This is a genomic window from Mesorhizobium shangrilense (assembly GCF_040537815.1).
GTDB lineage: Bacteria > Pseudomonadota > Alphaproteobacteria > Rhizobiales > Rhizobiaceae > Mesorhizobium > Mesorhizobium shangrilense.
On record NZ_JBEWSZ010000002.1, the window covers coordinates 706463 to 730397 of the forward strand.

Consider the following 23935-nt stretch of genomic DNA (forward strand, 5'->3'; position numbering starts at 1 on the left):
TAACCTCGACAACCTTCCATTAAAACAGGCACATTTCCGGAAGCATCATGAAGGTCGACTTAACGATGGATAGTGGCATTTTGGCGGGGTTGCCTGTCTTCCGCATGGTGGCACGGGTTGGTGGGTTCACCGCAGCCTCCGGCCGGCTCGGCATCTCCGTATCCGCTGTTTCCCAATCGATCCGGCAGCTTGAGCTTCGCATGGGGATACGTCTCTTCGACCGGACAAGCCGCAGCGTCAGGCTTACCGAGCGCGGGCGCCAGTTGCTGGAAGCCATCGAAGGGCCGATTGGTCTGCTTTCAGGGGCTATCGAAACGGTCAGGGAGGTGGATGGCGAGCCGTCCGGGCACCTCAGGATTACGCTGTCGAGGCTTGCCGCGGAAATCTGCATCCTGCCGACGCTGGTCGATTTTGTCAGGCGCTACCCGGCGATCCGGCTGGAATTGTCGACGGACGACCGTCTGACCGACATCGTCAGCAACGGCTTCGATGCGGGCATACGCTTCAGAGGCACGCTGGAACTGGACATGATCTCTGTCCCGCTCGGGCCGCCGCTGCGTCGGTCCATGCTCGCCAGCAAGGACTATCTGGCTCGGGCCGGCGAGCCCCAGGCGCCCGAAGACCTGTCGCGGCATGCGGTCATTCGCTACCGCTTTCCCGGGAGTGGCCGGCTGGAGCCTCTCGTGCTGCGTCGTGGCGAAGAAATCATCCAGTTGGATCCCCCGGCAGCCCTCATCCTGGACGACAACGGACATTTCGCACTGGCTTCGCGGGCCGGACTGGGATTGGCCCAGCGATTCCGAGTTACCGAGGAGGAGGCCATAGATACCGGCGAACTGGTCAGCGTGCTGGACGCATACGAGCCGGAACCGCAGCAGTTTCACATCTATTTCCCGTCGCGTGACCTCCAGCCGGCGAAACTGCGGGCATTCATCGACTGGTTCAAAACGGGTCGTGCCGGGGCCGGCAAGACCGTTGAGCAAGATGCTCCCTGGCATCGGAAGGCCTGAGGGCAAAAGGGGGACTTGACGCGATATCGGCTTCTGCCAGTTTCAATCGCGCCTATGCCGCCGTCAGCGGAGCCAGGTGGCGCGATCGGAGCGCGCGACCCGGTACCGGTTGCATAAATCCAGCTTATCATCACCCCTAGTTTTTGAAGACGTTACACGAGCTTTCGCCGTCTGTAGCTTCGGCGCGCTCGTTCAAGAATGGTCTGGATCTGGTGATTTGATGCAAGCACATGCGAGAGTGGTCATCGTTGGCGGCGGGTGTGTGGGCGCCGGCATCCTGTATGGACTGGCCAAGCGCGGCTGGACCGACGTGGCGTTGCTCGAACGCACCCAACTGACGGCCGGCTCGACCTGGCACGCGGCGGGCCTCATCCCGTCCTATACCCGCAACATCAATGTCGGCCGGATGATCAACAAGACGATCGAGATCTATGAGGGGCTCGAGGCCGAGACCGGGCAGCCGGTCGGATGGCACAAAAGCGGCCAGTTGCGCATCGCCAACAGCCGAGACCGGCTGGATGAGTTCAAGAGCTATATGAGCGTGGCCGACGTCCAGGGCATGCGGGCGCATCTGCTGTCGCCGGCGGAGGCGAGGGAACTATGCCCGCTTCTCGACAACAAGCACATGTTGGGCGCGCTCTACCATCCCGATGATGGGCATATCGCGCCGGCCGACGTGACCCACGCGATGGCCAAGGGCGCGCGCGACCTGGGCAGCAAGGTCTATCTCAACACCGAGGTCACCGGGTTCAAGCGGACTGCCGGTGGCGAGTGGCTGGTTCAGACCAACAAGGGCGACATCACCTGCGAGCATGTGGTCTGCGCGACCGGCAATTACGCCCGCCAGACCGGCGCGTTGCTCGGCCTGGACATCCCGGCCATCCCGATCCTGCATCAGTACTGGATCACCGAGCCCGTGCCGGAGGTGATGGAGCGCAAGCGTGCCGGGCGGCCCGAAATGCCGATCCTGCGCGATGAAGGTTTTGAAGGCTATCTGCGCGAGGAAGGCGACGGGCTGATGTTCGGGCCGTACGAGCGCACCGAACACCTCAAGCTGTTCGCCGAAGATGGCGTGCCCGCCTGGTTCGGCGCCGACCTCGTCGAGGAGGATTTCGAGGCGGTGTCGTGGAATTGGGAGCAGGCAACGCAACTCGTGCCAGCGCTGGGACGCGCCGGGATCAAGGCCAATGTGCGCGGCCCCTTCCAGATGACCGCGGACGAGCTTCCCCTGATGGGACCGGCCTGGGGCCTGCCCAATGTGTGGCTGGCCGAGGGCGTGCCGGGCGGCATCCTGTGGGGCGGCACGATCGGCTACTATCTGTCGGAGCGGATCGTCGAGGGCAGCAACAGCCTAGACACGTCCGACCTCGACCCGCGCCGCTTCGGCGACTACGCCAACAAGGCCTGGACGCGCGAGAAGGTCCGCGAGGCCTGGGGCGCGCATGCCGAGCAGAAATATCCGGGACAGGACATGCCCGCCGCCCGGCCGCAGAAGACCGCGCCATCCTATGATCGGCTCACCGAGCTGGGCGCGGTCTGGGGCGTGCTCAATGGCTGGGAAATGCCCAACTGGTTCGCGCCTGAGGGCGTCGAGGCCAAGGACCAGTATAGCTGGCGCTGGACCGCGAAGGGCGTGTTCGTCGGCGAGGAGGTGCAGGCGGTGCGCAACGCCGTCGGCCTGGTCGAGATGACGCCGATGACCAAGTTCGAGGTGTCCGGTCCAGGCGCGGCCGCCTGGCTGGACAGGATCCTCGCCAACCGGCTGCCGGCGGTCGGCCGCGCTGTGCTGGCGCATCACCTCACGGCGAGAGGCGGCGTGCAGGCGGAATACATGGTGGCGCGCCTTGGCGAAGACAGTTTCTACCTCATCTCGACGCCGCGTGCGGAGCGATGGAATTTCGACGATCTGTCACGACTGCTTCCCGCCGACGGCGGCGTATCCTTGAAGAACGTCACCAATGAGCGCGGCTGCTTCACGGTCGTCGGCCCCAAGGCGCGCGAGGTGCTGCAGCCGCTGACGGAAATCGACCTTTCGAACGGGGGCTTTCCCTGGTTCGGCGTGAAGACGGGCAGTGTGGGGCTTGCCAGCGACGTACGGCTGCTGCGTGTGAACTACGAAGGTGAGCTCGGATGGGAACTCTACCATCCCATGACCTACCAGCGGCAATTGCTCGACGCGATCCTGAGCGAAGGCGAGAAGCACGGCATGCGCCTCGTCGGACTGCATGCGCTGGAGTCGTTGCGGCTGGAGAAATCCTATCGCGCCATGTATCGCGACATGAATCCCGAGCTCAACGCGCTGGAGAGCGGGCTGGAGCGCTTCATTCGCCTCGACAAGGGCGATTTCGTTGGGCGCGACGCGGTCCTGAAGTACAAGGACCGCAACGACCAGCGCCGTTCGGTGACGCTCAAGATCGAAACCGACGGCGCCAGCACTTTTGCTTCCGAGGGTCTCTACATCGATGGAGAGCTGGTCGGGCGCATCACATCGGGCGGCTATGGCTATACGCTCGGGCATGATGTGGCGCTGGCGCTGCTGCCCGAGCGCCTCGCCAAGCCCGGCACCAAGCTCGATATCGCCATCCTGGGGGAATGGAAGACAGCCGAAGTCATCGCGGATTCGCCTTACGACCCCAGCTCGGCCAGGGCGCGGATGTGACCGGCGAACAGGAAGTCCCCTCGACATCGCCGAAGGCTGGGTAACTGGGGCGAGCGGCGGCGCGGGGATCGGCGAAAGCTGAGTGGCTTCAGGCGGGATTGGCCATCCGTTCGCGACAGCGAACCTCATCGATCGGCCTGCCAAGTGCTGCAAAGCGCGTGGCTGCTTCCTCGAACGCTGCCACGGCGCGGGTCTCGTTGCGCTCGGCCCGCCGCTGCACGCCGCGCGCTTCCCAGACCGCCGCCACCCAGGGGCCGCCGTTCCACATGCCGGCGACCCGTTCGGCCTCGTCGAGCCGCCGGTTGACCTGTTCGATCTCGCCCGCCTCGGCCAGGGCAACGGCAGCCGCTGTACGGAAGGTCATCGAGCAAGGCTGGCAATTGCAACCCGATGACAGCATGCGGTCGCCCTCGCGAATGGTCTCGGCGATCCTCTCCGGGGTGGCGGCGGCACGCACCTCCAGCCCTTTCAGGCTGATCAGCAAATGCGGCGCCAGCCAGGAAGACTGGGCAAGGGTGGTGGCGCGGTGGATCAACCGACCCGCCTGCCATTTCTGGCGGCGGGCAAGCGCGAGTTCGGTCAGGCGCTGCAGCGCCAGCACGCGGCCGGCAACGGCTCCCACCTGCGCGTAGAGTTTTTCGGCTTCCGTCAGCATGCGTTCGGCCTCGGCCAACTGGCCCGAGAAGAGCGCTGCTTCGCCCAGCACGAGTGAGGCAAGGCCGCGCCCGGCGACCGAGCCGGCGCCCTCGGCCACCGACAGAAGCTCTCGTGCCGAAGCGGCGATGTCGTGGTGGCCCTTGGCGCTGCAGAGGCAGAATTCGGCCAGGCACAGATGTCCGTCAAAGACGTTGGAGACGAAGGCAGGATTGGAGCGCACCCATTCGATGAATTCGGCCCTGAACAGCTCGCGCCACTGGCCCTGCATGTGGGCCACCAGGCCGATCAGGGCGCTGGCTTCGCCAACCTCGCGGGCCAATCCCGCGCCCATGGCCAGTTCGCGGGTTTCCTTGCCGACCTGGCCGGCCTTGGCGAAGTCGCCGCTTTGCAGGTGCAGGAGGCCCCAGGCCAGGGAGGCGCGGATGCGGTCGCTGAGGCCGACGGGATCTATCGACGGTACGGCCAGCGCCTTTTCATAAAGCTTCACGGTTTCCGCGCCGGGGCCGACCCCGAGGTCAATCCGCAGGCACTCGCTCAGCTGATTGAACAGCCTGATCGCTTCGGCCCGGTTGCCGGCGTCGAGCGCCGATTGCATCAGGGCGCACTGCGCCTGCTCATCGGCCGGATCCATCGCGATCAGGCGCTGCCACAGCTTGCCGGCCCGCAGCACGGCGGCATAGCGCTGGCGCAGGGCCTGGCGCGGCGTTTCGAACCAGTCGACATACGGATCGTCCGGCAACAGATCTCCCGTGTAGAGATCGGCGGCGGCTTCGCAAGCCGCGATGTCCTCGCCGCGCAAGGCAAGCCTGGCGGCGGTCTCGAAAGCCTCGACGTCGATCTCGAGGTCGGCGGCGGGGGCGAGGGCGATGATTTCGGCTGTCTGTTCGATCAGCTCGTGCGTGCCCAGCGCGCGGCGGGCGAAGTGGATGGCCTTGCGCAGGTTCGCGCCGGCGGCCTCCGGATCGAGGTCGGGCCAGAAGGCCTCCATCACCTGTTCGCGGTGGATGCGGTGGGAGCGGGTGACGGCCAGCAGCTTCACCAGAGCCGCGCCACGATCCCGGCGCCAAGCCGCGGTCGGGATGGGCTGGTCGTCCAGACTGACGCTGAAGCCGCCAAGCAATTGAACACGAACGCGCAATCGAATGACCCTTTCAGGACGCGAGGCCCGCGTGTGCCCGAAATCCAGCCGTCACAAGCACCTGTGCGGCGGGGAACGCTGGCGGAACATAGGTTGCCTAGTCTGCACCCGTAGTCAATTCCAACCGTCTCTCACAGGAGGATCAAATGTCTCTTCGTATCGCCGACACCGCGCCCGATTTCACCGCCGAGACCACCCATGGCCCGATCAGCTTCCATGACTGGCTGGGCAGTTCCTGGGGCATCCTGTTTTCCCATCCCAAGGACTTCACGCCGGTCTGCACCACCGAGCTCGGCTACATGGCCGGGTTGAAGCCGGAGTTCGACAAGCGTGGCGTCAAGATCATCGGGCTCTCCGTCGATCCTGTCGAACGCCATGCCGGATGGGCCGACGACATCGCCGAAACGCAGGGCCATGCGCCGAATTTCCCGATGATCGGCGACCCGATGCTGGCCATTGCCAAGCTCTACGACATGCTGCCGGCGACGGCCGGCGACAGCGCCGAAGGGCGCACCGCGGCGGACAACCAGACGGTACGCCATGTCTATGTCATCGGGCCCGACAAGAAGATCAAGCTGATGATCGCCTATCCGATGACGACCGGGCGCAACTTCGACGAAATCCTGCGCGTGGTGGACTCCATGCAGCTGACGGCCAAGCACCGCGTTGCCACGCCGGTGAACTGGCGCCAGGGCGACGACGTGATCATCGCGGGTTCGGTTTCGAATGACGAAGCCAAGGTGCTCTATCCCGCTGGCTGGAAGCAGCCCAAGCCATACATCCGGATTGTCCCGCAGCCCCGTGACAACGCTTGATCCCTCGTCGGGCACAGCCAACAGGAGGTTACCGATGAAAACCCGTATCCTTATCCTTGGCGCCGGTTTTGGCGGGCTCGAACTCAGCACATCCTTGTCCGAAGCCCTGGGTGACAGCATCGCTGTCACCCTCATCGACAGATCGGATGCCTTCGTGTTCGGCTATGCCAAGCTCGACCTGATGTTCGGCCGCGAGACGGAAAATGCCGTGCGGCTGCCCTACGCCAGCTTCGCCAAGCCCGGCGTAACGATGAAGCGCGAGACCGTCACCGCCATCGATCCGGAGCGCCGGCGCGTGACGACGGACAAGGGGGTTCACGAGGCCGATATACTGGTGCTGGCGCTTGGCGCCGACTACGACGTCTCGGCCACGCCCGGCATCACGCTCGGGCGCAACGAGTTCTACTCCGTTCCGGGCGCTGCCTATATGGCGAAGATGCTGCCCGGTTTCACCCGTGGCCATGCCGTGATCGGCGTCTGCGCCGCGCCCTACAAATGCCCGCCCGCGCCCAGCGAATGCGCCTTGATGCTCCATGACTACCTGACCGAGAGGGGCGTCCGGGGCGACTGCCGGATCACCTATGTGAACCCGATGTCCAGCCCGGTGCCGCCTTCTCCCGAAACGTCGAAGGCGCTTCTGGCGGCTTTCGCCGAGCGCGACATCACCTTCATCCCCAGCACCCGCGTGGTTTCCGTGGACGAAGGACGCAGGGTGGTGACGCTCGACAATGGCAGCGACCTGCCTTGCGATCTGTTCCTGGGCGTGCCCCGGAACCGGGCGCCCGATGTCGTCGTCGAGGCAGGCATGACCGAAGGCGGCTGGGTGACCATCGATCCGCGCACGTTGGAAACCCGTTTCCCCGGCGTCTACGCACTCGGAGACCTTGCCAATACGGGGGCGCCGAAGGCGGGTGTCTTTGCCGAGGGCGCGGCGCGTACGGTCGCGGCCAACCTGATCGCCAAGCTCCGCCATGAGGAGCCTACGGCGAGGAACCCAGGCGCGGGATCGTGCTACATCGAGTTCGGCGCCAACCGGATCGCCAGGGTGGATGTGGATTTCTTCTCTGGCCCCAAGCCCACCGGTGCGTTCTACGAGCCGTCGGAAGCCTTGCGGGTCGACAAGGCGAATTTCGGCTCCAGCCGCAAGGCGCGCTGGTTCGGACGTTGACCGCTGGTGGGGACGGGCGCGGATGGATTCGACGTCCGGTGCTCGTCCTACCGATATCAACATGGGCGTCGGACGAGCCAATGGACCGCGGACCGGCGGCATTTGAATTTTCTCGGTTCAGAGCGGCAATTCGGACGTGTACTTGATCGTCTGGCTGGGAACATCCGTCTTGACGTTCTGCACGCCCTTGATGCGGCTGAGATGTTCGGACTGGAAGCGTCTGTAGTCGTCGATGCCGGCGGCGACGACCCGCACCATGGCGTCGCAGTCGCCCAGCATCAGGTAACATTCCATCACCTGCGGCAGCTTGGCGACCTCGGTGGCGAAGTGCTCGATCGTGTCTTCGTCCTGCGCCTTCAGCCAGATGCGGGTGAAGAAGGTCAGCCCCTTGCCGATACTGGCCGGGTTGAGCACCGCGACATAGCGGTCGATGACGCCGGCTTCCTCCAGCAGTTTTACGCGTCGCAGGCACGGTGACGGCGACAGGCCGACCTCGTCAGCCAGATCATTGTTGGCCATGCGCCCGTTGCGCTGCAGCGCGCGCAGGATGCGCTTGTCGATCTCATCCAGCTTCATGGTTCTTGATTCCAGTTTCTTGGAAATTTGTGAAATCAGATGCCAATTTATGACCAAATGAAACAATCTTCGCAACCAAATTGCTCGCGGGCAGCGATATGGTTGCCGCCGACATCACAGGATCCACGCAAACAGGAAGCAGCGGCCGCAAGGCCGGCCGATGGATGATCATGAGCATTTCACAGGCGACATTGTCCCAGGAAGCGGGAGATCGATCCGGTTCGGAGTTCCGGCGCGGGATCATGTCCTGCACGCCGGTTCTGCTGGGAACCATTCCCTATGCGCTCGTGCTCGGCGCGCAGGCCACACAGAAAGGTCTGCGTGTCGTCGAGTTGTCGGCGATGACCGGGCTGAATTTCGCTGGCGGATCTGAATTCGCCGCGATCCAGCTGTGGACCTCGCCGCCGCATATCCTACTCATCGTCGCCATCACTTTCCTGGTCAACAGCCGGCATTTGCTGATGGGCGCGGCACTGGCGCCGTTCCTGCGCCATCTGCCCCGGCGAAAAGTGTTTCCGGCGCTGTTCTTCATGTGCGACGAGAGCTGGGCGCTCGGCCTTGCCGATGCCAGACAGCGCGCCAGCGATGGCATCGGTCCCGCTTTCAGCCTGCGCTACTATATGGGCGCGGCACTTGCGATGTATCTCGCCTGGGTGGCCTTCACGACGCTCGGCGCCATGCTTGGCCCGGTGCTGGGCAATGTCGAGCCCTATGGTTTCGACATGGCGTTTCCGGCCGTCTTCCTGGTGCTGATGCGCGGCATGTGGAAGGGCTTTGCCGCCGCGCGGCCCTGGCTGGTCAGCCTCGTCGTCGCCGCACTCGTCTATCTGTTCGTTCCCGGCGCTTGGTATGTCGCCGCGGGTGCTCTGTCCGGGCTTATCGCCGCCTATGTGCTCGCAGGTGACGCATGATCGATCCCGCCACCCTTTTCACCATCGTGCTGATGGCCGGCGTCACCTACCTGACGCGGATCGGCGGCTATGTCGTGCTGCGCAACCGCACGCTCAGCGCCCGCGCCACGGCGGTAATGGAAGCGGCACCCGGCTGCGTGCTCATCTCGGTCATTGCGCCGGACTTCGTGTCGAAGAATCCGGCCGACCTTGCCGCACTGGCCATCACCGTGCTCGCGGCGACGCGGCTTCCCATGCTGCCGACGGTGCTGATTGGCGTGGGGGCGGCTGGCCTGCTCCGGCATTTCATGGCGTGAAAAGGAAAAGGCAGGCGCCGAAACGCCTGCCTTTTTCAGTTCGAGTGGCTGGTGGCTTACGCGGCAGCAGCGACCTGCCGGCTTGCGGCCACTACGGCATCGACCTTGGCGGTCGCCTTGGCCAGTGCGGCCGTCACCGCGTCAGCGCCCATGCCGACGCCTTCGATGCGGATGACATCGACATCGGTCATGCCGACGAAGCCGAGCACCGAGCGCAGGTAGGGGATGGCATGGTCCATCTGAACCGCCGCGCCTTCCGAATAGATGCCGCCGGAGGCGAGCACGATGTAGACCTTCTTGCCGGTGACGAGGCCCTTGGGGCCGTTCTCGCCGTAAGCAAAGGTCTTGCCGGAGCGGGCGACGTGATCGACCCAGGACTTCAGCGTCGAGGAGATGTTGAAGTTGATGAAGCCTGTGGCAAGGATGATGGTGTCAGCCGCGAAGACCTCGTCGACGACGGCATCGGAAACGCCGACGACTTCGGCCTGGCGCGGGGTGCGGGCTTCAACCGGCGTGTAGATGCCGCTCGCATAGTCGGCATCGATATGCGGCAGCGGGTTGGCGACGAGGTCGCGCACGACCAGCGTGTTCGACGGGTCGGCCGCAAGCAGCTTGTCGGCGAATTCGGTGGCGATGCGGGTCGAGTGCGAGGCAGCGCCGCGCGGGCTGGATGTGATGAGAAGGATGGACATTTGTGGGCTCTCCAGTGAGGATTGAATTGTCCCGCCAGATATGGGGCTATCGACCCATTTGATAAACTGGTATATTTCCTATACGATCCATCTACAAAATAGATACAACGATGCAGCCCAATCCGACACTCGACCAACTTCAGATCCTGGTGACGGTCGCCGACACCGGCAGTTTCTCGGCCGCCGGCCGCAAGCTCAACCGGGCGCAATCCGTCATCAGCTACGGCATCGCCAATCTCGAGGCGCAGCTTGGCCTGAAACTCTTCGAGCGAGAGGGTACGCGCGAACCACAATTGACCGAGATCGGCCGGGCGATGCTGGAGGATGCTCGGCGCATGGTCGGCGTGCTGCAGCGCATACGTTCTCGCGCCGACGGCCATCATCAGGGACTGGAGGCTGAAGTCGCGCTATCAGTCGACGTGGCGCTGCCGGCTCCGGTGCTGGTGCGGGTGCTGAAGGCGTTCGAGGCGCAGTTTCCGACGGTGATGCTGCGCCTACATATGGGCACGCTCGGCCTGATCCCCGACTATGTTATCAGTGGCCAATCCGATCTCGGCATTGGCGGCTTGCTGGGCGACGTCGACGTGCATCTTGTGCGCATCGGCTTCATGTCGATGGTGCCGGCCGCCGCGCCCAGCCACCCTTTGGCCCGGTTGCCGAAACCAGTGGCGATCGAGGATGTGCGCGAACACACCCAGCTTGTCGTCACCGACCAGTCGGAGCGCACCAAGGGGCGCGACTACGGCGTCTTTGCCTACCGAAGCTGGCGGCTGACGGACATGCGCACCAAGCATATGCTGATGCGCGAAGGGCTGGGCTGGGGCGGACTGCCGCGCTGGCTGATCGCCGACGATCTGGCGACCGGCCGGCTGGTGGAACTCGACCTCGAACCCTTCAAGGAAGTGAAGTCGCCATTGTTTGCCATGCACCGCAACGATCGCAGCCCGAAGCCGGCGGCCGCCTGGCTGATCGACCAGTTCAAGCGCCAGCTCGGCTGCTTCAACGAGTTCGAGCCGGGACAGGTGCCTGAGGACGAACCGGAGCCAGCCCATCGATCAGCGCCATGAGAACAGCGCGGTAGTCTTCGCTCGAACCGCCGGCCTCGATGGCGAGCGCCGCCCGGTCGAAGGCGGCGGCGAGCAGGGCGGTCAACGCTTCCGCTGGCAGTCTCGTCATGGTTTGCGCGCGCATCGCGGCGACAAGGCCCTCGCGCAGCGAACGGTTGCCATGGCGGTTGTCGATGGCATCCATGACGGCACGGCCGAGCACGGCTGGTCCGTCCAGCAACAGCAGCCGCGTGCGGCCGGGCGCGCGCATGGCGGCGAGATAGGCATCGGAGCCGGCGATCAACGCGTCGCGGGCATCGAGCGCGGGCGGTGAAGCCCGGTCGATCTCGTCGGCCACCGCCTGCGCCTCCTGTTCGACCACGGCGGCGAACAGCGCCTGCTTGTCGGCAAAATGGTGATAGAGCGCGCCGCGCGTCACGCCGGCCGCAGTGACGATCTCCGGTGTGCCGGTCTCCGCATAGGATTTTTCGGTGAACAGTTTTCGCGCCGCCGCGATGAGGTCGGCGCGCGTCGCTTGGGTGCGGTCGCGGTTGGAACGGCGCGCGGATTCCTGTTGCATGCATGCAGCCTGTATGTTAATTCAATTTACATGCAGACTGTATGTTAATTGACGGGAGAATGAAAGATGAAGACGACCAGCTATTACCCGGTGCTGATGACCGGCGACGTTGCCGGCACGGCGGCCTTCTATGTCGAGCATTTCGATTTCAAGCCGCTGTTCGAAAGCGACTGGTACGTGCATCTGCAATCGGTCGACAGCAAACGCGTCAACCTCGGCATCGTCCAGGGCGACCACGAGACGATCCCGCAGGAGGGGCGGGGGCGGACTTCGGGCCTGTTGATCAATTTCGAGGTTGCGGATCCCGACGCCGTCTATGCGCGGGCCACCGCCGCCGGCCTGCCGATCCTGCGAACGCTGCGCGACGAGCCCTTCGGCCAGCGCCATTTCATCACCAGGGATCCCAACGGCGTGCTGATCGACGTCATCAAGCCGATCCCGCCCAGCGCGGAGTTTCTAGCGCAGTATGCCGAAGGCGCGGCGGGGGTCTGAACGGGGGCCATCCGATTGGCGGATCCCTTCACCTTCTGTATCGCTTGATTAGTTCTTGCTAAAGTGATTGCTTGAATTCCTCAATGGAGAGGGTAGTCATGTTCAGAGCCGTTTCTGTCGCAATTATTGCTGGTGTCATCGGGCTGGGCGCTATCGGCATGGCCGACGCCAAAGGTGGCCACAGCACAAAAGCCGCCTCGCCGTGCACCCCCGACTACAAGCGGCTTTGCTCAAAGACGCCTGTAGGCCAGGCGGCGTCGTGCCTGAAGAAACATATCGGCGAGCTGAGCCCTGCCTGCAAGGCAAAGTACAGCAAATAGACCGTTCCGGTGGATCAAGCTGATCCCACCCGGCGAGGAGCCATGCTCCTCGCCGGGTGGGGGCGGAAGTTGAATGGCGGCTACTCTGTTGGCGGGTTCGCCATGCGATCCCCCCTTTTTAGCTAAGTAGCTTGGCTGGAGCTAACGTGATTGCCTCTGCTCCTCAATGGAGAGGGAAATCATGTCGAGAATAATTCCTGTTGCAGCCCTTGTAGCAGTCATGGGTTTGTTTGCCGCCGGTGCCTATGCCCATACGATGGGGGTCTCGCGGTGCGGAACCGACATCAAGCGGCTTTGCCACAAAACGCCGGCCAATCAGGTTGCGTCATGCCTGAAGCAGCACATGAGCGAGTTGAGCCCTGCCTGCAAGGCAAAATACAGCAAATAGCCGTTGCGGCGAGATGCGGTCGGCTTGCCGGCCGCATCTCGCGGAGCCATGCCGTGGTGAAGCGGATCAGCTTCGCGCCACCGGCGTCACCGTCACCTGGCTGACGCCGGTGCGGCGCACCACGGTGCACAGTGTCTCGCGGCCGATGCGTTCGGCGTCGAGCATGCGCACGAGATCGTCGACGCCGGTCACCGGGCGTCCGTCTATTGCGGCAATGATGTCGCCTTCCTTCAGGCCAGCCTTGGCCGCCGGGCCGTCCTTCTCGACGCTGCGCAGCCGCACCGCCGTGCTGGTCGACACTTGCGAAAGCAGGGCGGCGCGACGCGGCAGATTGGTGGTGTCGGCCGACACGCCGATGAAGGCGCGGCGCACGCGGCCGAAGCGGATGATCTCCGAAATGACGAAATTGGCGGTGTTGGAGGCGACCGCGAAAGCGATGCCTTGCGCGCCGTGGATCATGGCGGTGTTGACGCCGATGACCTCGCCGGCCGAGGACACCAGCGGCCCGCCGGAATTGCCGGGGTTGAGCGCCGCGTCGGTCTGGATGACGTCGTCGATCAGCCGGCCGGTCGAGGCGCGCATCGAGCGGCCGAGAGCCGACACGACGCCCGAAGTGACCGTCCATTCGAAGCCAAGCGGATTGCCGATGGCGATGGCTATCTGGCCGCGCCTGAGCCGTTTGGAATCGCCGAGCGGCGCCACATCGGCAAAGCTGCCGTCGGCGCGCACCAGTGCGATGTCGGTGTCGGGATCACGGCCGAGCACGCGGCCCTCGCTGGAGGCGCCATCCGGCATCGAGACGCGCACCGTCTTGGCGTCACCCACGACATGGAAATTGGTGACGACCAGCCCGTCCGGCGCGATGACGAAGCCGGAGCCATGGCCGCCCTGGCCGCCGATGCGCTCGATGCGGCAGACGGCAGGGCCAATGCGATCGACGGCGTCGGCCACCGTCGTCGAATAGGCGTCAAGCAATGTGCCGTCGGCCAGTGTGTCATCGGTTTGAAATTTCTGTGCGGCGAGGGCCATGGGAGGGCTCCGTGGTATCAGGCTTGGGGATGACTATATGTGCGAAGCGGCCCGTTCGGTCGCGACCTGACCAGATGGCCAGTCAGACCAGCAACTAGCCGTCAGGCGAGTACCTCCGGGCGCGCTGTCGAGCGATATCTGGGGCATGAGAAAACCCAGGAGACCAACATGAGCGACTTCAACCTGAATGCGTTTTCGCAGGCCATCGCCGACCTCGCCGCCAAGGCTGCGCCGGCAACGGCGAGCTTGGCCACGCATCATCATCGCACAGCCAGCGCCTTCCATTGGAGCGACGGCTATTTCGTCACCGCCGAAGAGGCTGTCGAGGCCGGCGAGGAGATCGAGCTGACGCTGGCTTCGGGCGAGACGGTGAAGGCCGAGCTGGTCGGCCGCGATCCTTCGACGGGCGTTGCCCTGCTGAAGCCGGCAACTGGCTCAAGCGCTCCGTCGCTTGCCAAGGCCGACGCGGTACGGCCCGGCAATATCGCCATCGCCATCGGCAGCAGCCAGGGTTTGGCGCTGGCCGTGTCGGGTTCGGTCGGCGAAGTCGGTCCGGCCTGGCGCTCGATGCGCGGCGGCACGATCGACCGGCGCATCAATCTGGCTGTTGGCGCCGGTGGCCGTTTCGAGGGTGGTCCGGTGCTCGACGCCAAGGGTGCGCTGATCGGCATGCTCTTGTTTGGGCCGCGTGGCCGTGCGCTGGTCATGCCCTACGAGACGATCGAGCGCGCGGTGGCGACATTGCGCGAAAAGGGTCATGTCGCGCGCGGCTATCTCGGCGCCGGCCTGCATCCGGTGCGCGACCGCGACGCGCATGGCGCGATGGTGATGAGCCTCGACGAGAACGGCCCGGCCAAGGCCGCCGGTCTCTCGCTTGGCGACATCATCGTCTCGTGGAATGGCGAGGCCGTGCACGGCCCGCGCGACCTGATCCGCAGGCTCGGGCCAGACAGCGCCGGGGTTTCGGTAACCCTTGGCGTGGTGCGTGGCGGCGAACAGCGCGATGTGACATTGACCATCGGCGAAAAGCCGCTGAGCTGAGAGACCGTTTGGAAACTCTGCGGTCATCTGAAGGCGTTTTCAGCGCTTCCGGCTCACGTACTCAAATGTACGCTCTGCTCCGGTTCTCGAAAACACCACCATATGACTCGCAGGAGCGAGTTTCGAAACGGTCTCCAAGGGCATAGATGACAGACGGTACAACAGACGGAAACGGTGAACTGGCGGGGCGGCGGCTGGTGGTGCTGATTGCGCTGGGCGACGCTGCGCGCGCCGAGCGGCTGGCCGCCACGCTTGCCGCCAGTGATGACCTGCTGCCGGTCGTGGCTGGCGGCGGGAGAGCCGACGTCGCTATCGTCGACGACAGGGGCGATGATGCCATGCCGGCCTCCACGCCAAGGGTGCTGCTGTCGGGACGCGCCGGCAGCGAGCGGCCAGCCGGCGAAGTGTTCGCGGTGATGCCGGCGGGCGCGGACGATCTTTTGATCGCCGCGGCGGCGCGGCTGGCGGCGGCGGGCTATCGCGTATCGGGCGATGGCCGCCGCATCGTTGCGCGCCACGACGACTTCCATGCTGGCGATGGCGAGCCGTTCGAGGATGAGGCGTCCGATGAACATGCCGTTCGCCCGACGCTGTCGCCGCGGGAGGCGGAAGTGCTGGCGCTGCTGGCCGAGGGCGCGCCCAACAAGGTGATCGCACGGCGGCTCAACATTTCCGTGCACACGGCGAAGTTCCATGTCGCCGCGATCCTGATCAAGCTGGGTGCCGCCAACCGCACCGACGCCATCGCCATCGCGATGCGGCAGGGCCTGGTGCTGGTTTAAGGGACGACGTCTCAGGCAGACCCAACGATCATCGTCAACGTAAGCGACGCCCCTCATTGCCCTGCCGGGCATTTCTCCCCGTATAGTGACGGGGAGAAAGTCGCTGTCATCGCCGCTTGGCCCGTCGTCAGCTCTGCAAGAAGAGCGCCGAGCGCGCGGCCAACTGTCTTCTGCCCGCCACTATATGGGGAGAAGACAGCTGGCAAGCGGATGAGGGGCGGCGCGACGCTGCGGACGAGGTGTCCATCATCTGATTGGAATTCCGAGTTCGTCGTAACCGAGTATCTCGTCTTCAGTCATGGGATGGTCTCGCTTCGGTATCCGAGCTGCTTGGCCAGCAATTTCGCTTAGCTTCGCGATAAGGTCAGGCTCTTGCATCTGGGGAGCCGCGCTTTCGCGTGCAATTTCGTTTTCGTGGCTTTGCCGGATCGCCTCTGTCACGGATACGCCACGGGGGCTGGCTAGCTCGCGCGCCAGCCGCTTCACTTCGCTATTCTTGATCGACAAAGCCATTGAAAATCTACCATTCGCTGCAGAATTATATATGCCAAATCCGTTGCAGCGCCACGTCGTTTGCAGCGGGCAAGGCGTGAAACCCTCCGCAGCGTCACCACAGCTTCCAGCCACAACCTCTTGTATCCCGCAGCAGCACAGGCAAGGATCACGCAAAGAGCCAAAGCCAGCGGAGGAAAGATGTCGCTCAAGGGAAAGACGCTGTTCATCTCCGGCGGGTCGCGCGGCATCGGCCTGGCGATCGCGCTGCGCGCCGCGCGTGACGGCGCCAACGTAACGATCGCCGCCAAGACCGCCGAGCCGCATCCGAAGCTGCCGGGCACGATCTACAGCGCGGCGCAGGAGATCGAGCAGGCCGGCGGCAAGGCGCTGCCGATGCTGTGCGACATCCGCGAGGAGGCGCAGGTGGCCGAGGCGGTCGCCAAGACCGTCGAGACATTCGGCGGCATCGATATCTGTGTCAACAATGCCAGTGCCATCCAGCTTACCGGCACGCTGGAGACCGACATGAAGCGCTATGATCTGATGCACCAGATCAACACGCGCGGCACATTCCTGGTGTCCAAAATGTGCATTCCGCACCTGAAGTTGGCTGCGAATCCTCACATCCTGAATCTGGCGCCGCCGCTCGACATGAAAGCCAAGTGGTTCAAGAACCACGTCGCCTACACCATGGCCAAGTTCGGCATGTCGATGTGCACGCTGGGCATGAGCGCGGAATTCGCCAAGGACGGCATTGCCGTCAACTCGCTGTGGCCGATCTCGACCATCGACACGGCGGCGGTGCGCAACCTGCTGGGCGGTGCGACGGTTGCGGCGATGAGCCGCTTGCCCGACATCATGGCCGACGCCGCGCATGCCATCTTCATGCGGCCGTCGCGCGCGACATCAGGCAATTTCTACATCGACGAGGAGGTGCTGCGCGCCGAGGGCGTCACCGATTTCTCGGTCTATTCGCCAGGCGCGACCGGGCCGCTCGCCGGTGATTTCTTTGTGCCGGACGAGGTGTTTGCCCGCACGGACACGAAGATCAAGGGAATCTACTAGTCGATTGATGCCGACGTCCTGGAGCTTGGGCTAGACGCAACGGCCAGCTTAAGTCCGACGCCGCGGCTAGCCTGAGCCCGCGCCCCGGATTTTGACAATGGCAAGGCAGCGGCTTCATAGGCAGCCCTTTGCCGCGAAGATCGCAAATGGAGCAGGCTCACGCCCGTGGCCGGACGATCGCGGTCGTGGAATCCCTCAGCTCGCGTCGACGACAAACATGCGTGCTTCCTGCGCCGCGTCGCGCTCGACCTTGATCGGTGCGTACTCCGGTGACTGATAAAACGCCAGCGCGTCGGCCAGGGTCGCGAATTCGAAGACGCCGGCCATGGGCAATGGCGCCACGTCTCCTTCCAGCATCTGGGACACCTGCCCAAAGTGGAGGATGCGGCCTCCTGCTGCCTTTAGCGCCGCCTGAAAGCGCGGCGCCAGTGCGGCTTGCCTGGCCGGATCTTTTATACGCAGATTGAGGTGGACATAGGCCGCCATGGTGCGACTCCCTAACAATGATGTATATGCAGTATTATATGAGTCGGAGTTTGTCGAGACCTGCAAAATGACAGAGGCTTCTGATCTCTATCGCCGCGTCGAAACCGAGTGCCCGGCCTTCCAGGCCCGGGTCACCGCGCGGGCGCTCACGCGCTACTACAATGCCTGCTTTCGGCCGTTGGGGATCACCGCAGAGCAGTTCAGCCTTCTGGTGGGGATTGGCGGCAGCCACGAGCCAACGCTCGCTGAACTTGCGGCGCGCGCCGGGGTCGACGCCACCACTCTCAGTCGCAGCGTAAAGAGCCTGGAGCGGAGGGATCTCGTGCGCAACCATGGGGGACGGGGCCGGGCCGGCAAACGCCTGGTGCTTACCGATGGCGGCCGCCGGCTGATGGATGAGTCCATGGCCGCCTGGGAGCGCGCCCGGCTCCGGTTGGCGGAGGCTCTTGGCGAAGAGACATCGCGCGTTGCGGGGAGTGTCATGTCCCGGCTTGCTGTCGCCGCGCAGGCTGCCGCCTCGGCTGTCTCACCAACCGATACCTCAGATACCTAGCTCGGGAGACCCGCCACCCGACTGCATCGCATTGGCCGCCGCTGGTGTGGTCAGCAGTGCCCCCTGATCGAGATGGCATCGCTCCGGCTCGTCCGATTTATCGCCCTCGTCGATTGCCTTGCAAAGCCGCTCGAGCTGGAAAAGATCGTTCGTCTTCTCCATAACCCTTCAAACGTCGTCCTTCTTGGCCTTTCCGAGGCCCATCAGCCTGTCGATATAAGCGAGCATAAGCGCCGAGACGACGAAGGCGAGGTGGATGATGGTCAGCCACATCAGCTGGTCGGTCGAGTAGGTGGACGAGTTCAGGAACACCTGCAGCAGGTGGATGGACGAGATGGCGACGATGGTCGAGGCGACCTTGACCTTCAGCGACCGACATCGATCGTGCCCAGCCAGTGGACTCGCCGTCCTGGTTGTCGAAGCGGCTGACGAAATTCTCGTAGCCGGAGATGATCACTGTCACCACCAGCGAGGCGACGAGGGCCACGTCGATCAGGCCGAGCATCTTCAGGATGGTGTCGGTGTCGCCCAGCGTGAACGCCATGGTGATGAACTCGTAGAGCTTCTTGCCGAAGGACAGCGCGTAGATGGCAAGCGCCACGCCCAGCCCGAGATAGAAGACGACCAGCAGCCAGCGCGAGGCCAGGATGATCGATTCAATGGCGAGTTCGAGGCGTTTCATGCGGTGTCCGGCGAAGTCCTTCCAGGGTCCGGTCGTATTTCGGGCAGGTCGCTGCTGTTGCAAGACCTTTCGCCTCAAAACAAAACCCCGCCGGAGAGGGGCCGGCGGGGCTCATGTGTCCCGCTGGAGTCGGGACGGGGCAGGGAAGCCCTGCGATAGATTTGGGGTGGACAGTGTGGCGAATCAATGATGCCGCACGATTCCCGGTACAAATCTTCTTGAGTGCACGAGACTTGTTCCACCCCGGCCTGGCCGGGGTGGGTCGCTTCTCATCCTGATTCCGCAAACCAGGTCATGGTTTTGAAATCATGACCTAATTGTTGCTGGCCACCGGCGCCACCAGCGAGGTGATGCGGCGGATGGCGACGCGCCGGTTCTCGCGGTTGGGCGCCGACGTGTTGACCTTCAGATACTCCTCGCCATAGCCCTGTGTGGTCAGGTTCTCGGGCGGGATGCCGAAGGCATTGGTCAGCGCCTCGGCGACCGCTTGGGCGCGGCGATCGGACAAAGCAAGGTTCGCCTCAGGTGTGCCGACCGCGTCGGTATGGCCTTCGATCAGGAAGGTCTCCGCCGGGTTCCTCTTCAACAGCTTCTCCATGGCGTTGGCGACGCCTTCGAGTTTCTGCACCTCGGTGTCGGAGATCGAGGACGACCCGAATTCGAAGTTCAACGTGTCGAGGTCGACACGCCGCGCAATGTCGCGCACGCGGGCCGAACGCTTGACCTCGTCGATCGAATAGAGGCGCTGGACCCGCTCCACCGGTGGCTGTTCCAGGAAGGTGTAGTAGTCGTCCGGGCTCTGGACATCCTCGGAATCCAGGATGTAGTCCCGACGCGGGATGTTCAGCCGCATCGGTGGCAGGTCATCGCCGGGATCGCGCCAGTCCTGGTCATCCTGGTAGTGCCGTTCGTCGACATAGCTCAGCACATATTCGCGGCCATCGGGCATGATGCGCGAACGCTGGACGACATCGCCGTAGCGGTTGCGGATGGTGACGATCTGGACGCCATTGTCGCGCTCCATAGTCTCGCGGGTGCGGCCCTGCGGCAGATCCTCGTAATAGACATCCTTGGCGCCACGGTTCATGCGCGGGCCGTCATTGCTCTGGACGATCGTCTGGCCGCCGAGCTGGATGATGACGCGGTCGCCGATTTCCTTCAGCACGTCGACGCCTTTGGGCCGCCGGCGATCGCGGATGTTCTCGTCAGGCGCGCGGTCAAGCCGCTTGCCCCGCTCCTGCGTCACCGGCACCATCTTTTCAGGCTTGATCTCCTGCTGGGCGGCCTTGTCGTCGGTTGGCGGCGGTCCCTGGTCGACAGGAGCAACCACGGGCTTCTGCCCCTGGTCGCCATTCTGCTGGCCGTTCTGGTTGCGGTCCTTCTTGCCGCCCTGACCCTGGCCGCCCTGGCCTTGGCCACCTTGACCCTGGCCGGCCTGACCTTCCCCATTTTGGTCCTGGCCACCGGCATTCTGGCCGCCCTGACCCCTGCGCTGGGCATCCTTCTGGCTGTCCAGGAGTGGTGCCTCGCCCTGCACGGGGTTTTCGCCCTGCGCTGGCTTGTTGTTGTTGGCCGGCTGTTCGCCATTCGCGGGCTTCTGGCCGGTTGCAGGCTGCTGTTCGCCCGTCGCGGGTTGCGCGCCATTGGCGGGCTGTTCCCCGTTCGCAGGCTGTTCGGGCTTCTTGCCGTGCTTCTTGGTCTTGTCCTGCGTCTGCTCGCCCTGTGCTGGCGCATTTTCGCCTGGGACAGGCAGCGGCTCCAGTTTCTGCGCCGGCTGTTCGGCGGGCGCCTGCTTCTTGGTCGGCTCGGGCGCTGCTTCCGGCGTCGCGGCTGGTTGGGTGGCGTCAGTCGGCTTCTTGTGCTTGTCCGGCTTCTGCGCGGGTTCCGCAGCCGGCGTCTGGTCGGCTGGCGCGGCCTCGGCCGGCTGTTGCTGGTCCTGCTTCTTCTTGCGCGGTTTGGCCTCAGGCTGGTTGTCGTTTGCCGGCGCTGCCTGCTCGGCTTGGGCTGGAGCCTGCTCTGTCTGTTGCTGCTGGTCGCGCTTCTTCTTGCGCGGCTGCTGTTCGCCTTGCGCGGGCTGCTCGGCCTGGGCTGGCGCCTGCTCGGTCTGCTGCTGCTGGTCGCGCTTCTTCTTGCGCGGCTGCTGTTCACCTTGCGCGGGCTGCTCGGCCTGGGCTGGCGCCTGCTCGGTCTGCTGCTGCTGGTCGCGCTTCTTCTTGCGCGGCTGCTGTTCGCCTTGCGCGGGCTGCTCGGCCTGGGCTGGCGCCTGCTCGGTCTGCTGCTGCTGGTCGCGCTTCTTTTTGCGCGGCTGCTGTTCGTCCTGCGCGGGCTGCTCGGCTTGGGCTGGAGCCTGTTCAGTCTGCTGTTGCTGGTCACGCTTCTTGCGTGGCTGCTGCTGCTCCTGGCCCTGCGCGGCGGGCGCCTGCTCGCTTTGCTGTTCGTGCTTCTTCTGAGGCTTCTGCTCTTCCTGCTTCTGCTCGGGCTGCGCCGGTTTTTTCGCGCAGGCCTCCGCCGATTCGCCCTCGGCGCAATTCGACTGCGCCAGGAGCAGTGGCATGGTGGTGCCTTGCGAGGGGCTGAACGCGGCGCTGCCCTGCAGTGGGTACGCGCCCAACGGCGCGGATGCCATCAACAGGCCAAGTGCCGTCCCCGCCAGAATCCATGGTTGGCGTTTCATCAGAAATTCTCCTTGTAGGGTCCCATCTGTGCCCAAACCGATGGTAGCCGGATTGGTTCCGGTTTGGCAGGGCATTGAAGCAGCCATAGAGGTTTGACCGGCGTTTTGAAGGCGGCTTCATGACATTCATATGGTTCACGTCGCATTTCGGGCGTCCATGATGCTTGACCTTGGCGGCCGCGAGGGCCACATCCGCACGATGGAAGCGCCGTTCTGGAAAACCAAGACGCTGGAAGCGATGAGCCCGACCGAGTGGGAATCACTCTGCGATGGCTGCGGCAAATGCTGCCTGTCGAAACTGGAGGACGAGGACACCGGCGAAATCTACTGGACCAGCGTCGGCTGCCGGCTGTTCGACGCTGAGAGCTGCCGCTGTTCGGACTATGCCAACCGCCTGAGGCGCGTTCCCGACTGCATCGGGCTGACGCCGCAGAATGTGCGCACCATCAGCTGGCTGCCCAGCACTTGCGCCTACCGTCTCGTCGCCGAGGGCGAGGATCTCTACTGGTGGCACAGGCTGGTTTCGGGAAGTGCGGAGACCGTGCACGAGGCCGGTATCTCGATGCGCGGTCGGGTCAGTGCCAACGAAACCGAGATGGCCGATCCGGAAGACTATTTCGACCACATGCTCGACGACGAGCCCTGAGCCGAACTTCAAAATCACGGTAAACGCAAGGTAAAGCGCGCAGCGGGGCCTTGGCAGGCTTGCATCGGCGTGGTTTGCCTCGCGAAACCGGCAGCGTGGCCAGGCCTATGTCTCCTCCTGTTTGCAGTGGGGTGCGCGCGAAAAAACAGGCGCGTCCTTCTTCCTGCCACATGAACCGAAAATGAACGGCCGGTTCGCGCGGAGTTCAGACAGGCGGATGCATTCTCTGCGCATAGGTTCGAGGACGGGGCGAAAGCCTCAACAAGGAGAGAGATAATGTTCAATACCATCAAGACGGCGACGCTTTCGGCCATGATTGGCCTTGGCACGCTGGCCGCCATGCCGGCGGCTCATGCCGACAGCCTCTATCTCGGCTTCGGCACCAACAGGGATGCCCGCGTCGGCGTCTACCCGGTCGACGACGATGGCTTCCACCGTCGCAACGGGCGCCCTGATTGGCGTCCTGACGATCGCGGCCGTCCCGACGATCGCGGCCGTCCCGACGATCGCGGCCGTCCCGACGATCGTGGCCGTCCCGACGATCGTGGCTGGCGCCGTGGCTGCTCGCCCGAGCGTGCTCTCGACAAGGCGGAGCGCATGGGCCTCTACCGCGCCCGCATCGTCGATGTGAACCGCTCGACGGTGAAGGTTGTCGGCCGCCAGCGCGGGGACCGCGTGGTCATCGTGTTCGCCAACGAGCGCGGCTGCCCGGTCATCTATCGCTAAAGCACGTCTTTTTTTGATGCATGTCAGGCGACACGCATCAGGCGTCCGGGGCACTTGCAGCCCTGAGTAGCGAGCCCCCTTCCGCCAGCAACAAAGGGTGCGGCTCGAAAAGAACCCCGGAGGACATGGTCCTCCGGGGTTTTTCTTTGCCGGGTGTCGGGCATTTTCCGCCGGCGATCCGATCTTTGTTTTGATGCATGTCGTTGTCCCAAAACCGCTGCGCACTTTTGGGCGACATGCATTAACCGCCGGCGGACATCTCCTTCGACGGGACTACTTTAATTCGAAGGTGACGGTGACCTGGACATTGTAGGCGTTTTCGCCGGCCTGTGTCGGGACGGCGCCGCCGGCTGCCGAATCGAACGCCTTGGCGTTGATCGCCATCGGCATCGGTCGGATGTTCTGGTCGTTGATCTCCAGCACCCGTCCAAGGCTGACGCCGGCGGCCTCGGCCAGTGTCTTGGCCTTGGCCACGGCATCGGCCACGGCCTTCTTGCGGGCTTCGGTGACGGTTGCCGCCGGATTGTCGTTGGTGAAGGAAATGCCGCCCCCCTGGTTGACGCCGAGCGACACCGCCTTGTCGAGGATCTCGCCGGTCTTGTCGATGTCGCGCACCCGCACCGCCAGCGTGTTGGTCACCTGGTAGGCGACAAGCTCGGCCTCCTGGCCGCCGTCGGGCTTGTTGGTGTAGTTGTAGCGGGGGTTGATCTGGATACCCGCCGTCTGCAGGTCGCGGTCCTTGATGCCGGCCGCCTTCATCGCCGCGATCACCGCGGCCATGGCGTCATTGTTGGCATCGAGCGCGGCGCGCGCCGTCTTGGCCTCGCGCATGACGCTGAGCGACAAGAGCGCCAAGTCCGGCGGCGTGGTGGCCTCGCCTTCACCGGTCACGACGATGCGGGGCGGGGGCAGCGAATCGGCGGCTCCAGCCATCGCCGGAAAAGCGATTGAAGCGGCGAGCGCGAGTGGCAAAAGGTGTCTGGTCATGAAAAGCTCCTTGGTCTGCGA

The 23935-nt window shown here is 64.3% G+C and carries 26 protein-coding genes and 1 pseudogene; 15 read left to right on the forward strand and 12 right to left on the reverse strand.

The window, feature by feature from the left end; all coding sequences use genetic code 11:
- The first annotated feature begins 47 nt into the window (after positions 1–47).
- Both ABVQ20_RS28115 and ABVQ20_RS28120 read left to right on the forward strand, forming a co-directional pair.
- The gene (locus tag ABVQ20_RS28115) at positions 48–1010 is read left to right on the forward strand and encodes a LysR family transcriptional regulator (RefSeq protein ID WP_354462925.1); all 963 of its coding nucleotides are present in this window, start codon (positions 48–50) and stop codon (positions 1008–1010) included.
- 220 nt (positions 1011–1230) lie between these two features.
- Complete coding sequence (locus tag ABVQ20_RS28120; RefSeq protein WP_354462927.1) at positions 1231–3669, forward strand: GcvT family protein; 2439 nt, start codon at positions 1231–1233, stop codon at positions 3667–3669.
- A gap of 88 nt (positions 3670–3757) precedes the next feature.
- On the opposite strand, the gene ABVQ20_RS28125 is transcribed toward ABVQ20_RS28120, so the two are convergent.
- Positions 3758–5464 (reverse strand): AfsR/SARP family transcriptional regulator, encoded by a 1707-nt coding sequence (locus ABVQ20_RS28125; protein ID WP_354462928.1) that lies wholly within the window; start codon positions 5462–5464, stop codon positions 3758–3760.
- A 146-nt stretch (positions 5465–5610) separates the two neighbouring features.
- On the opposite strand from ABVQ20_RS28125, the gene ABVQ20_RS28130 reads away from it, so the two are divergent.
- Both ABVQ20_RS28130 and ABVQ20_RS28135 read left to right on the forward strand, forming a co-directional pair.
- Entirely contained in the window at positions 5611–6279 is a 669-nt protein-coding gene (locus tag ABVQ20_RS28130) for a peroxiredoxin (RefSeq protein ID WP_354462929.1), read from the forward strand.
- A gap of 34 nt (positions 6280–6313) precedes the next feature.
- Complete coding sequence (locus ABVQ20_RS28135; protein ID WP_354462930.1) at positions 6314–7447, forward strand: NAD(P)/FAD-dependent oxidoreductase; 1134 nt, start codon at positions 6314–6316, stop codon at positions 7445–7447.
- A gap of 117 nt (positions 7448–7564) precedes the next feature.
- Here the strand turns inward: ABVQ20_RS28135 and ABVQ20_RS28140 are convergent, their stop codons facing one another.
- Both ABVQ20_RS28140 and ABVQ20_RS28145 read right to left on the reverse strand, forming a co-directional pair.
- Positions 7565–8023, reverse strand: a complete 459-nt coding sequence (locus ABVQ20_RS28140; protein WP_227345824.1) for an Lrp/AsnC family transcriptional regulator — start codon at positions 8021–8023, stop codon at positions 7565–7567.
- Positions 8010–8276 carry a hypothetical protein gene (locus tag ABVQ20_RS28145; RefSeq protein WP_354463173.1) on the reverse strand — a complete coding sequence of 89 codons (267 nt, stop codon included), beginning with the start codon at positions 8274–8276 and terminating at the stop codon, positions 8010–8012. Before ABVQ20_RS28145 ends, ABVQ20_RS28140 begins: the two co-directional genes overlap by 14 nt.
- Between ABVQ20_RS28145 and ABVQ20_RS28150 the strand changes: the two genes are divergently transcribed.
- Together ABVQ20_RS28150 and ABVQ20_RS28155 are read left to right on the forward strand one after the other, a co-directional pair.
- Complete coding sequence (locus ABVQ20_RS28150; protein WP_354462931.1) at positions 8194–8934, forward strand: AzlC family ABC transporter permease; 741 nt, start codon at positions 8194–8196, stop codon at positions 8932–8934. The two genes, ABVQ20_RS28145 and ABVQ20_RS28150, sit on opposite strands and share 83 nt — an antisense overlap.
- Positions 8931–9230: an AzlD family protein gene (locus ABVQ20_RS28155; protein WP_354462933.1), complete on the forward strand. Its 300-nt coding sequence runs from the start codon at positions 8931–8933 to the stop codon at positions 9228–9230. Before ABVQ20_RS28150 ends, ABVQ20_RS28155 begins: the two co-directional genes overlap by 4 nt.
- 56 nt (positions 9231–9286) lie before the next feature.
- Here ABVQ20_RS28155 and ABVQ20_RS28160 read toward each other — a convergent pair whose 3' ends face one another.
- Entirely contained in the window at positions 9287–9922 is a 636-nt protein-coding gene (locus ABVQ20_RS28160) for an FMN-dependent NADH-azoreductase (protein WP_354462934.1), read from the reverse strand.
- Between the two features lie 110 nt (positions 9923–10032).
- Here ABVQ20_RS28160 and ABVQ20_RS28165 point away from each other — a divergent pair, with 110 nt between their 5' ends.
- Positions 10033–10989, forward strand: a complete 957-nt coding sequence (locus tag ABVQ20_RS28165) for a LysR family transcriptional regulator (RefSeq protein WP_354462935.1) — start codon at positions 10033–10035, stop codon at positions 10987–10989.
- Here the strand turns inward: ABVQ20_RS28165 and ABVQ20_RS28170 are convergent.
- A complete protein-coding gene (locus ABVQ20_RS28170) occupies positions 10922–11548 on the reverse strand; it encodes a TetR/AcrR family transcriptional regulator (RefSeq protein ID WP_354462937.1) in 627 nt (208 codons plus the stop codon). The two genes, ABVQ20_RS28165 and ABVQ20_RS28170, sit on opposite strands and share 68 nt — an antisense overlap.
- A 66-nt stretch (positions 11549–11614) precedes the next feature.
- On the opposite strand from ABVQ20_RS28170, the gene ABVQ20_RS28175 reads away from it, so the two are divergent.
- Both ABVQ20_RS28175 and ABVQ20_RS28180 read left to right on the forward strand, forming a co-directional pair.
- Positions 11615–12040, forward strand: coding sequence for a VOC family protein (locus ABVQ20_RS28175; protein WP_354462938.1), 426 nt, complete (start codon positions 11615–11617; stop codon positions 12038–12040).
- 98 nt (positions 12041–12138) lie between these two features.
- Positions 12139–12360 (forward strand): hypothetical protein, encoded by a 222-nt coding sequence (locus tag ABVQ20_RS28180; protein WP_354462939.1) that lies wholly within the window; start codon positions 12139–12141, stop codon positions 12358–12360.
- A gap of 454 nt (positions 12361–12814) precedes the next feature.
- Here the strand turns inward: ABVQ20_RS28180 and ABVQ20_RS28185 are convergent, their stop codons facing one another.
- Complete coding sequence (locus ABVQ20_RS28185; RefSeq protein ID WP_354462940.1) at positions 12815–13777, reverse strand: S1C family serine protease; 963 nt, start codon at positions 13775–13777, stop codon at positions 12815–12817.
- A 168-nt stretch (positions 13778–13945) separates the two neighbouring features.
- Here ABVQ20_RS28185 and ABVQ20_RS28190 point away from each other — a divergent pair, with 168 nt between their 5' ends.
- Entirely contained in the window at positions 13946–14818 is an 873-nt protein-coding gene (locus tag ABVQ20_RS28190) for a S1C family serine protease (protein WP_354462941.1), read from the forward strand.
- Between the two features lie 146 nt (positions 14819–14964).
- Positions 14965–15600, forward strand: a complete 636-nt coding sequence (locus ABVQ20_RS28195; protein WP_354462942.1) for a helix-turn-helix transcriptional regulator — start codon at positions 14965–14967, stop codon at positions 15598–15600.
- Between the two features lie 246 nt (positions 15601–15846).
- Here the strand turns inward: ABVQ20_RS28195 and ABVQ20_RS28200 are convergent, their stop codons facing one another.
- On the reverse strand, positions 15847–16113 hold the full coding sequence (locus tag ABVQ20_RS28200) for a type II toxin-antitoxin system VapB family antitoxin (RefSeq protein ID WP_354462943.1): 267 nt from the start codon (positions 16111–16113) through the stop codon (positions 15847–15849).
- Between the two features lie 180 nt (positions 16114–16293).
- Here ABVQ20_RS28200 and ABVQ20_RS28205 point away from each other — a divergent pair, with 180 nt between their 5' ends.
- Positions 16294–17160 carry an SDR family oxidoreductase gene (locus ABVQ20_RS28205; RefSeq protein ID WP_354462944.1) on the forward strand — a complete coding sequence of 289 codons (867 nt, stop codon included), beginning with the start codon at positions 16294–16296 and terminating at the stop codon, positions 17158–17160.
- A 195-nt stretch (positions 17161–17355) separates the two neighbouring features.
- Here the strand turns inward: ABVQ20_RS28205 and ABVQ20_RS28210 are convergent, their stop codons facing one another.
- Positions 17356–17646 carry a DUF1330 domain-containing protein gene (locus ABVQ20_RS28210; RefSeq protein ID WP_354462945.1) on the reverse strand — a complete coding sequence of 97 codons (291 nt, stop codon included), beginning with the start codon at positions 17644–17646 and terminating at the stop codon, positions 17356–17358.
- Positions 17647–17713: 67 nt separating this feature from the next.
- Between ABVQ20_RS28210 and ABVQ20_RS28215 the strand changes: the two genes are divergently transcribed.
- Positions 17714–18199, forward strand: coding sequence for a MarR family winged helix-turn-helix transcriptional regulator (locus tag ABVQ20_RS28215; RefSeq protein WP_354462946.1), 486 nt, complete (start codon positions 17714–17716; stop codon positions 18197–18199).
- On the opposite strand, the gene ABVQ20_RS28220 is transcribed toward ABVQ20_RS28215, so the two are convergent.
- From ABVQ20_RS28220 to ABVQ20_RS28230, 3 genes and pseudogenes are all read right to left on the reverse strand, one after another.
- A complete protein-coding gene (locus ABVQ20_RS28220) occupies positions 18188–18361 on the reverse strand; it encodes a hypothetical protein (protein ID WP_354462947.1) in 174 nt (57 codons plus the stop codon). The two genes, ABVQ20_RS28215 and ABVQ20_RS28220, sit on opposite strands and share 12 nt — an antisense overlap.
- Before the next feature lie 6 nt (positions 18362–18367).
- Positions 18368–18881 (reverse strand): annotated as a pseudogene (locus ABVQ20_RS28225) (TIGR00645 family protein).
- Positions 18882–19194: 313 nt separating this feature from the next.
- Positions 19195–21555: an OmpA family protein gene (locus ABVQ20_RS28230; RefSeq protein ID WP_354462948.1), complete on the reverse strand. Its 2361-nt coding sequence runs from the start codon at positions 21553–21555 to the stop codon at positions 19195–19197.
- A gap of 199 nt (positions 21556–21754) precedes the next feature.
- Here ABVQ20_RS28230 and ABVQ20_RS28235 point away from each other — a divergent pair, with 199 nt between their 5' ends.
- Together ABVQ20_RS28235 and ABVQ20_RS28240 are read left to right on the forward strand one after the other, a co-directional pair.
- On the forward strand, positions 21755–22201 hold the full coding sequence (locus ABVQ20_RS28235) for a YcgN family cysteine cluster protein (RefSeq protein ID WP_354463155.1): 447 nt from the start codon (positions 21755–21757) through the stop codon (positions 22199–22201).
- Positions 22202–22477: 276 nt separating this feature from the next.
- Positions 22478–22927, forward strand: coding sequence for a hypothetical protein (locus tag ABVQ20_RS28240; RefSeq protein ID WP_354462950.1), 450 nt, complete (start codon positions 22478–22480; stop codon positions 22925–22927).
- Positions 22928–23200: 273 nt separating this feature from the next.
- Here ABVQ20_RS28240 and ABVQ20_RS28245 read toward each other — a convergent pair whose 3' ends face one another.
- On the reverse strand, positions 23201–23914 hold the full coding sequence (locus ABVQ20_RS28245; RefSeq protein WP_354462951.1) for an SIMPL domain-containing protein: 714 nt from the start codon (positions 23912–23914) through the stop codon (positions 23201–23203).
- Positions 23915–23935: the final 21 nt, after the last annotated feature.

Coding starts and splice junctions, on each gene's coding strand:
- ABVQ20_RS28195 (WP_354462942.1), top strand. CDS start 14,965: ATGACAGACGGTACAACAGACGGAAACGGTGAACTGGCGGGGCGGCGG.
- ABVQ20_RS28165 (WP_354462935.1), top strand. CDS start 10,033: ATGCAGCCCAATCCGACACTCGACCAACTTCAGATCCTGGTGACGGTC.
- ABVQ20_RS28130 (WP_354462929.1), top strand. CDS start 5,611: ATGTCTCTTCGTATCGCCGACACCGCGCCCGATTTCACCGCCGAGACC.
- ABVQ20_RS28235 (WP_354463155.1), top strand. CDS start 21,755: ATGGAAGCGCCGTTCTGGAAAACCAAGACGCTGGAAGCGATGAGCCCG.
- ABVQ20_RS28215 (WP_354462946.1), top strand. CDS start 17,714: ATGACAGAGGCTTCTGATCTCTATCGCCGCGTCGAAACCGAGTGCCCG.
- ABVQ20_RS28180 (WP_354462939.1), top strand. CDS start 12,139: ATGTTCAGAGCCGTTTCTGTCGCAATTATTGCTGGTGTCATCGGGCTG.
- ABVQ20_RS28185 (WP_354462940.1), bottom strand. CDS start 13,777: ATGGCCCTCGCCGCACAGAAATTTCAAACCGATGACACACTGGCCGAC.
- ABVQ20_RS28140 (WP_227345824.1), bottom strand. CDS start 8,023: ATGAAGCTGGATGAGATCGACAAGCGCATCCTGCGCGCGCTGCAGCGC.
- ABVQ20_RS28135 (WP_354462930.1), top strand. CDS start 6,314: ATGAAAACCCGTATCCTTATCCTTGGCGCCGGTTTTGGCGGGCTCGAA.
- ABVQ20_RS28120 (WP_354462927.1), top strand. CDS start 1,231: ATGCAAGCACATGCGAGAGTGGTCATCGTTGGCGGCGGGTGTGTGGGC.
- ABVQ20_RS28230 (WP_354462948.1), bottom strand. CDS start 21,555: ATGAAACGCCAACCATGGATTCTGGCGGGGACGGCACTTGGCCTGTTG.
- ABVQ20_RS28245 (WP_354462951.1), bottom strand. CDS start 23,914: ATGACCAGACACCTTTTGCCACTCGCGCTCGCCGCTTCAATCGCTTTT.
- ABVQ20_RS28190 (WP_354462941.1), top strand. CDS start 13,946: ATGAGCGACTTCAACCTGAATGCGTTTTCGCAGGCCATCGCCGACCTC.
- ABVQ20_RS28240 (WP_354462950.1), top strand. CDS start 22,478: ATGTTCAATACCATCAAGACGGCGACGCTTTCGGCCATGATTGGCCTT.
- ABVQ20_RS28210 (WP_354462945.1), bottom strand. CDS start 17,646: ATGGCGGCCTATGTCCACCTCAATCTGCGTATAAAAGATCCGGCCAGG.
- ABVQ20_RS28205 (WP_354462944.1), top strand. CDS start 16,294: ATGTCGCTCAAGGGAAAGACGCTGTTCATCTCCGGCGGGTCGCGCGGC.
- ABVQ20_RS28170 (WP_354462937.1), bottom strand. CDS start 11,548: ATGCAACAGGAATCCGCGCGCCGTTCCAACCGCGACCGCACCCAAGCG.
- ABVQ20_RS28175 (WP_354462938.1), top strand. CDS start 11,615: ATGAAGACGACCAGCTATTACCCGGTGCTGATGACCGGCGACGTTGCC.
- ABVQ20_RS28200 (WP_354462943.1), bottom strand. CDS start 16,113: ATGGCTTTGTCGATCAAGAATAGCGAAGTGAAGCGGCTGGCGCGCGAG.
- ABVQ20_RS28220 (WP_354462947.1), bottom strand. CDS start 18,361: ATGGAGAAGACGAACGATCTTTTCCAGCTCGAGCGGCTTTGCAAGGCA.
- ABVQ20_RS28155 (WP_354462933.1), top strand. CDS start 8,931: ATGATCGATCCCGCCACCCTTTTCACCATCGTGCTGATGGCCGGCGTC.
- ABVQ20_RS28160 (WP_354462934.1), bottom strand. CDS start 9,922: ATGTCCATCCTTCTCATCACATCCAGCCCGCGCGGCGCTGCCTCGCAC.
- ABVQ20_RS28150 (WP_354462931.1), top strand. CDS start 8,194: ATGAGCATTTCACAGGCGACATTGTCCCAGGAAGCGGGAGATCGATCC.
- ABVQ20_RS28115 (WP_354462925.1), top strand. CDS start 48: ATGAAGGTCGACTTAACGATGGATAGTGGCATTTTGGCGGGGTTGCCT.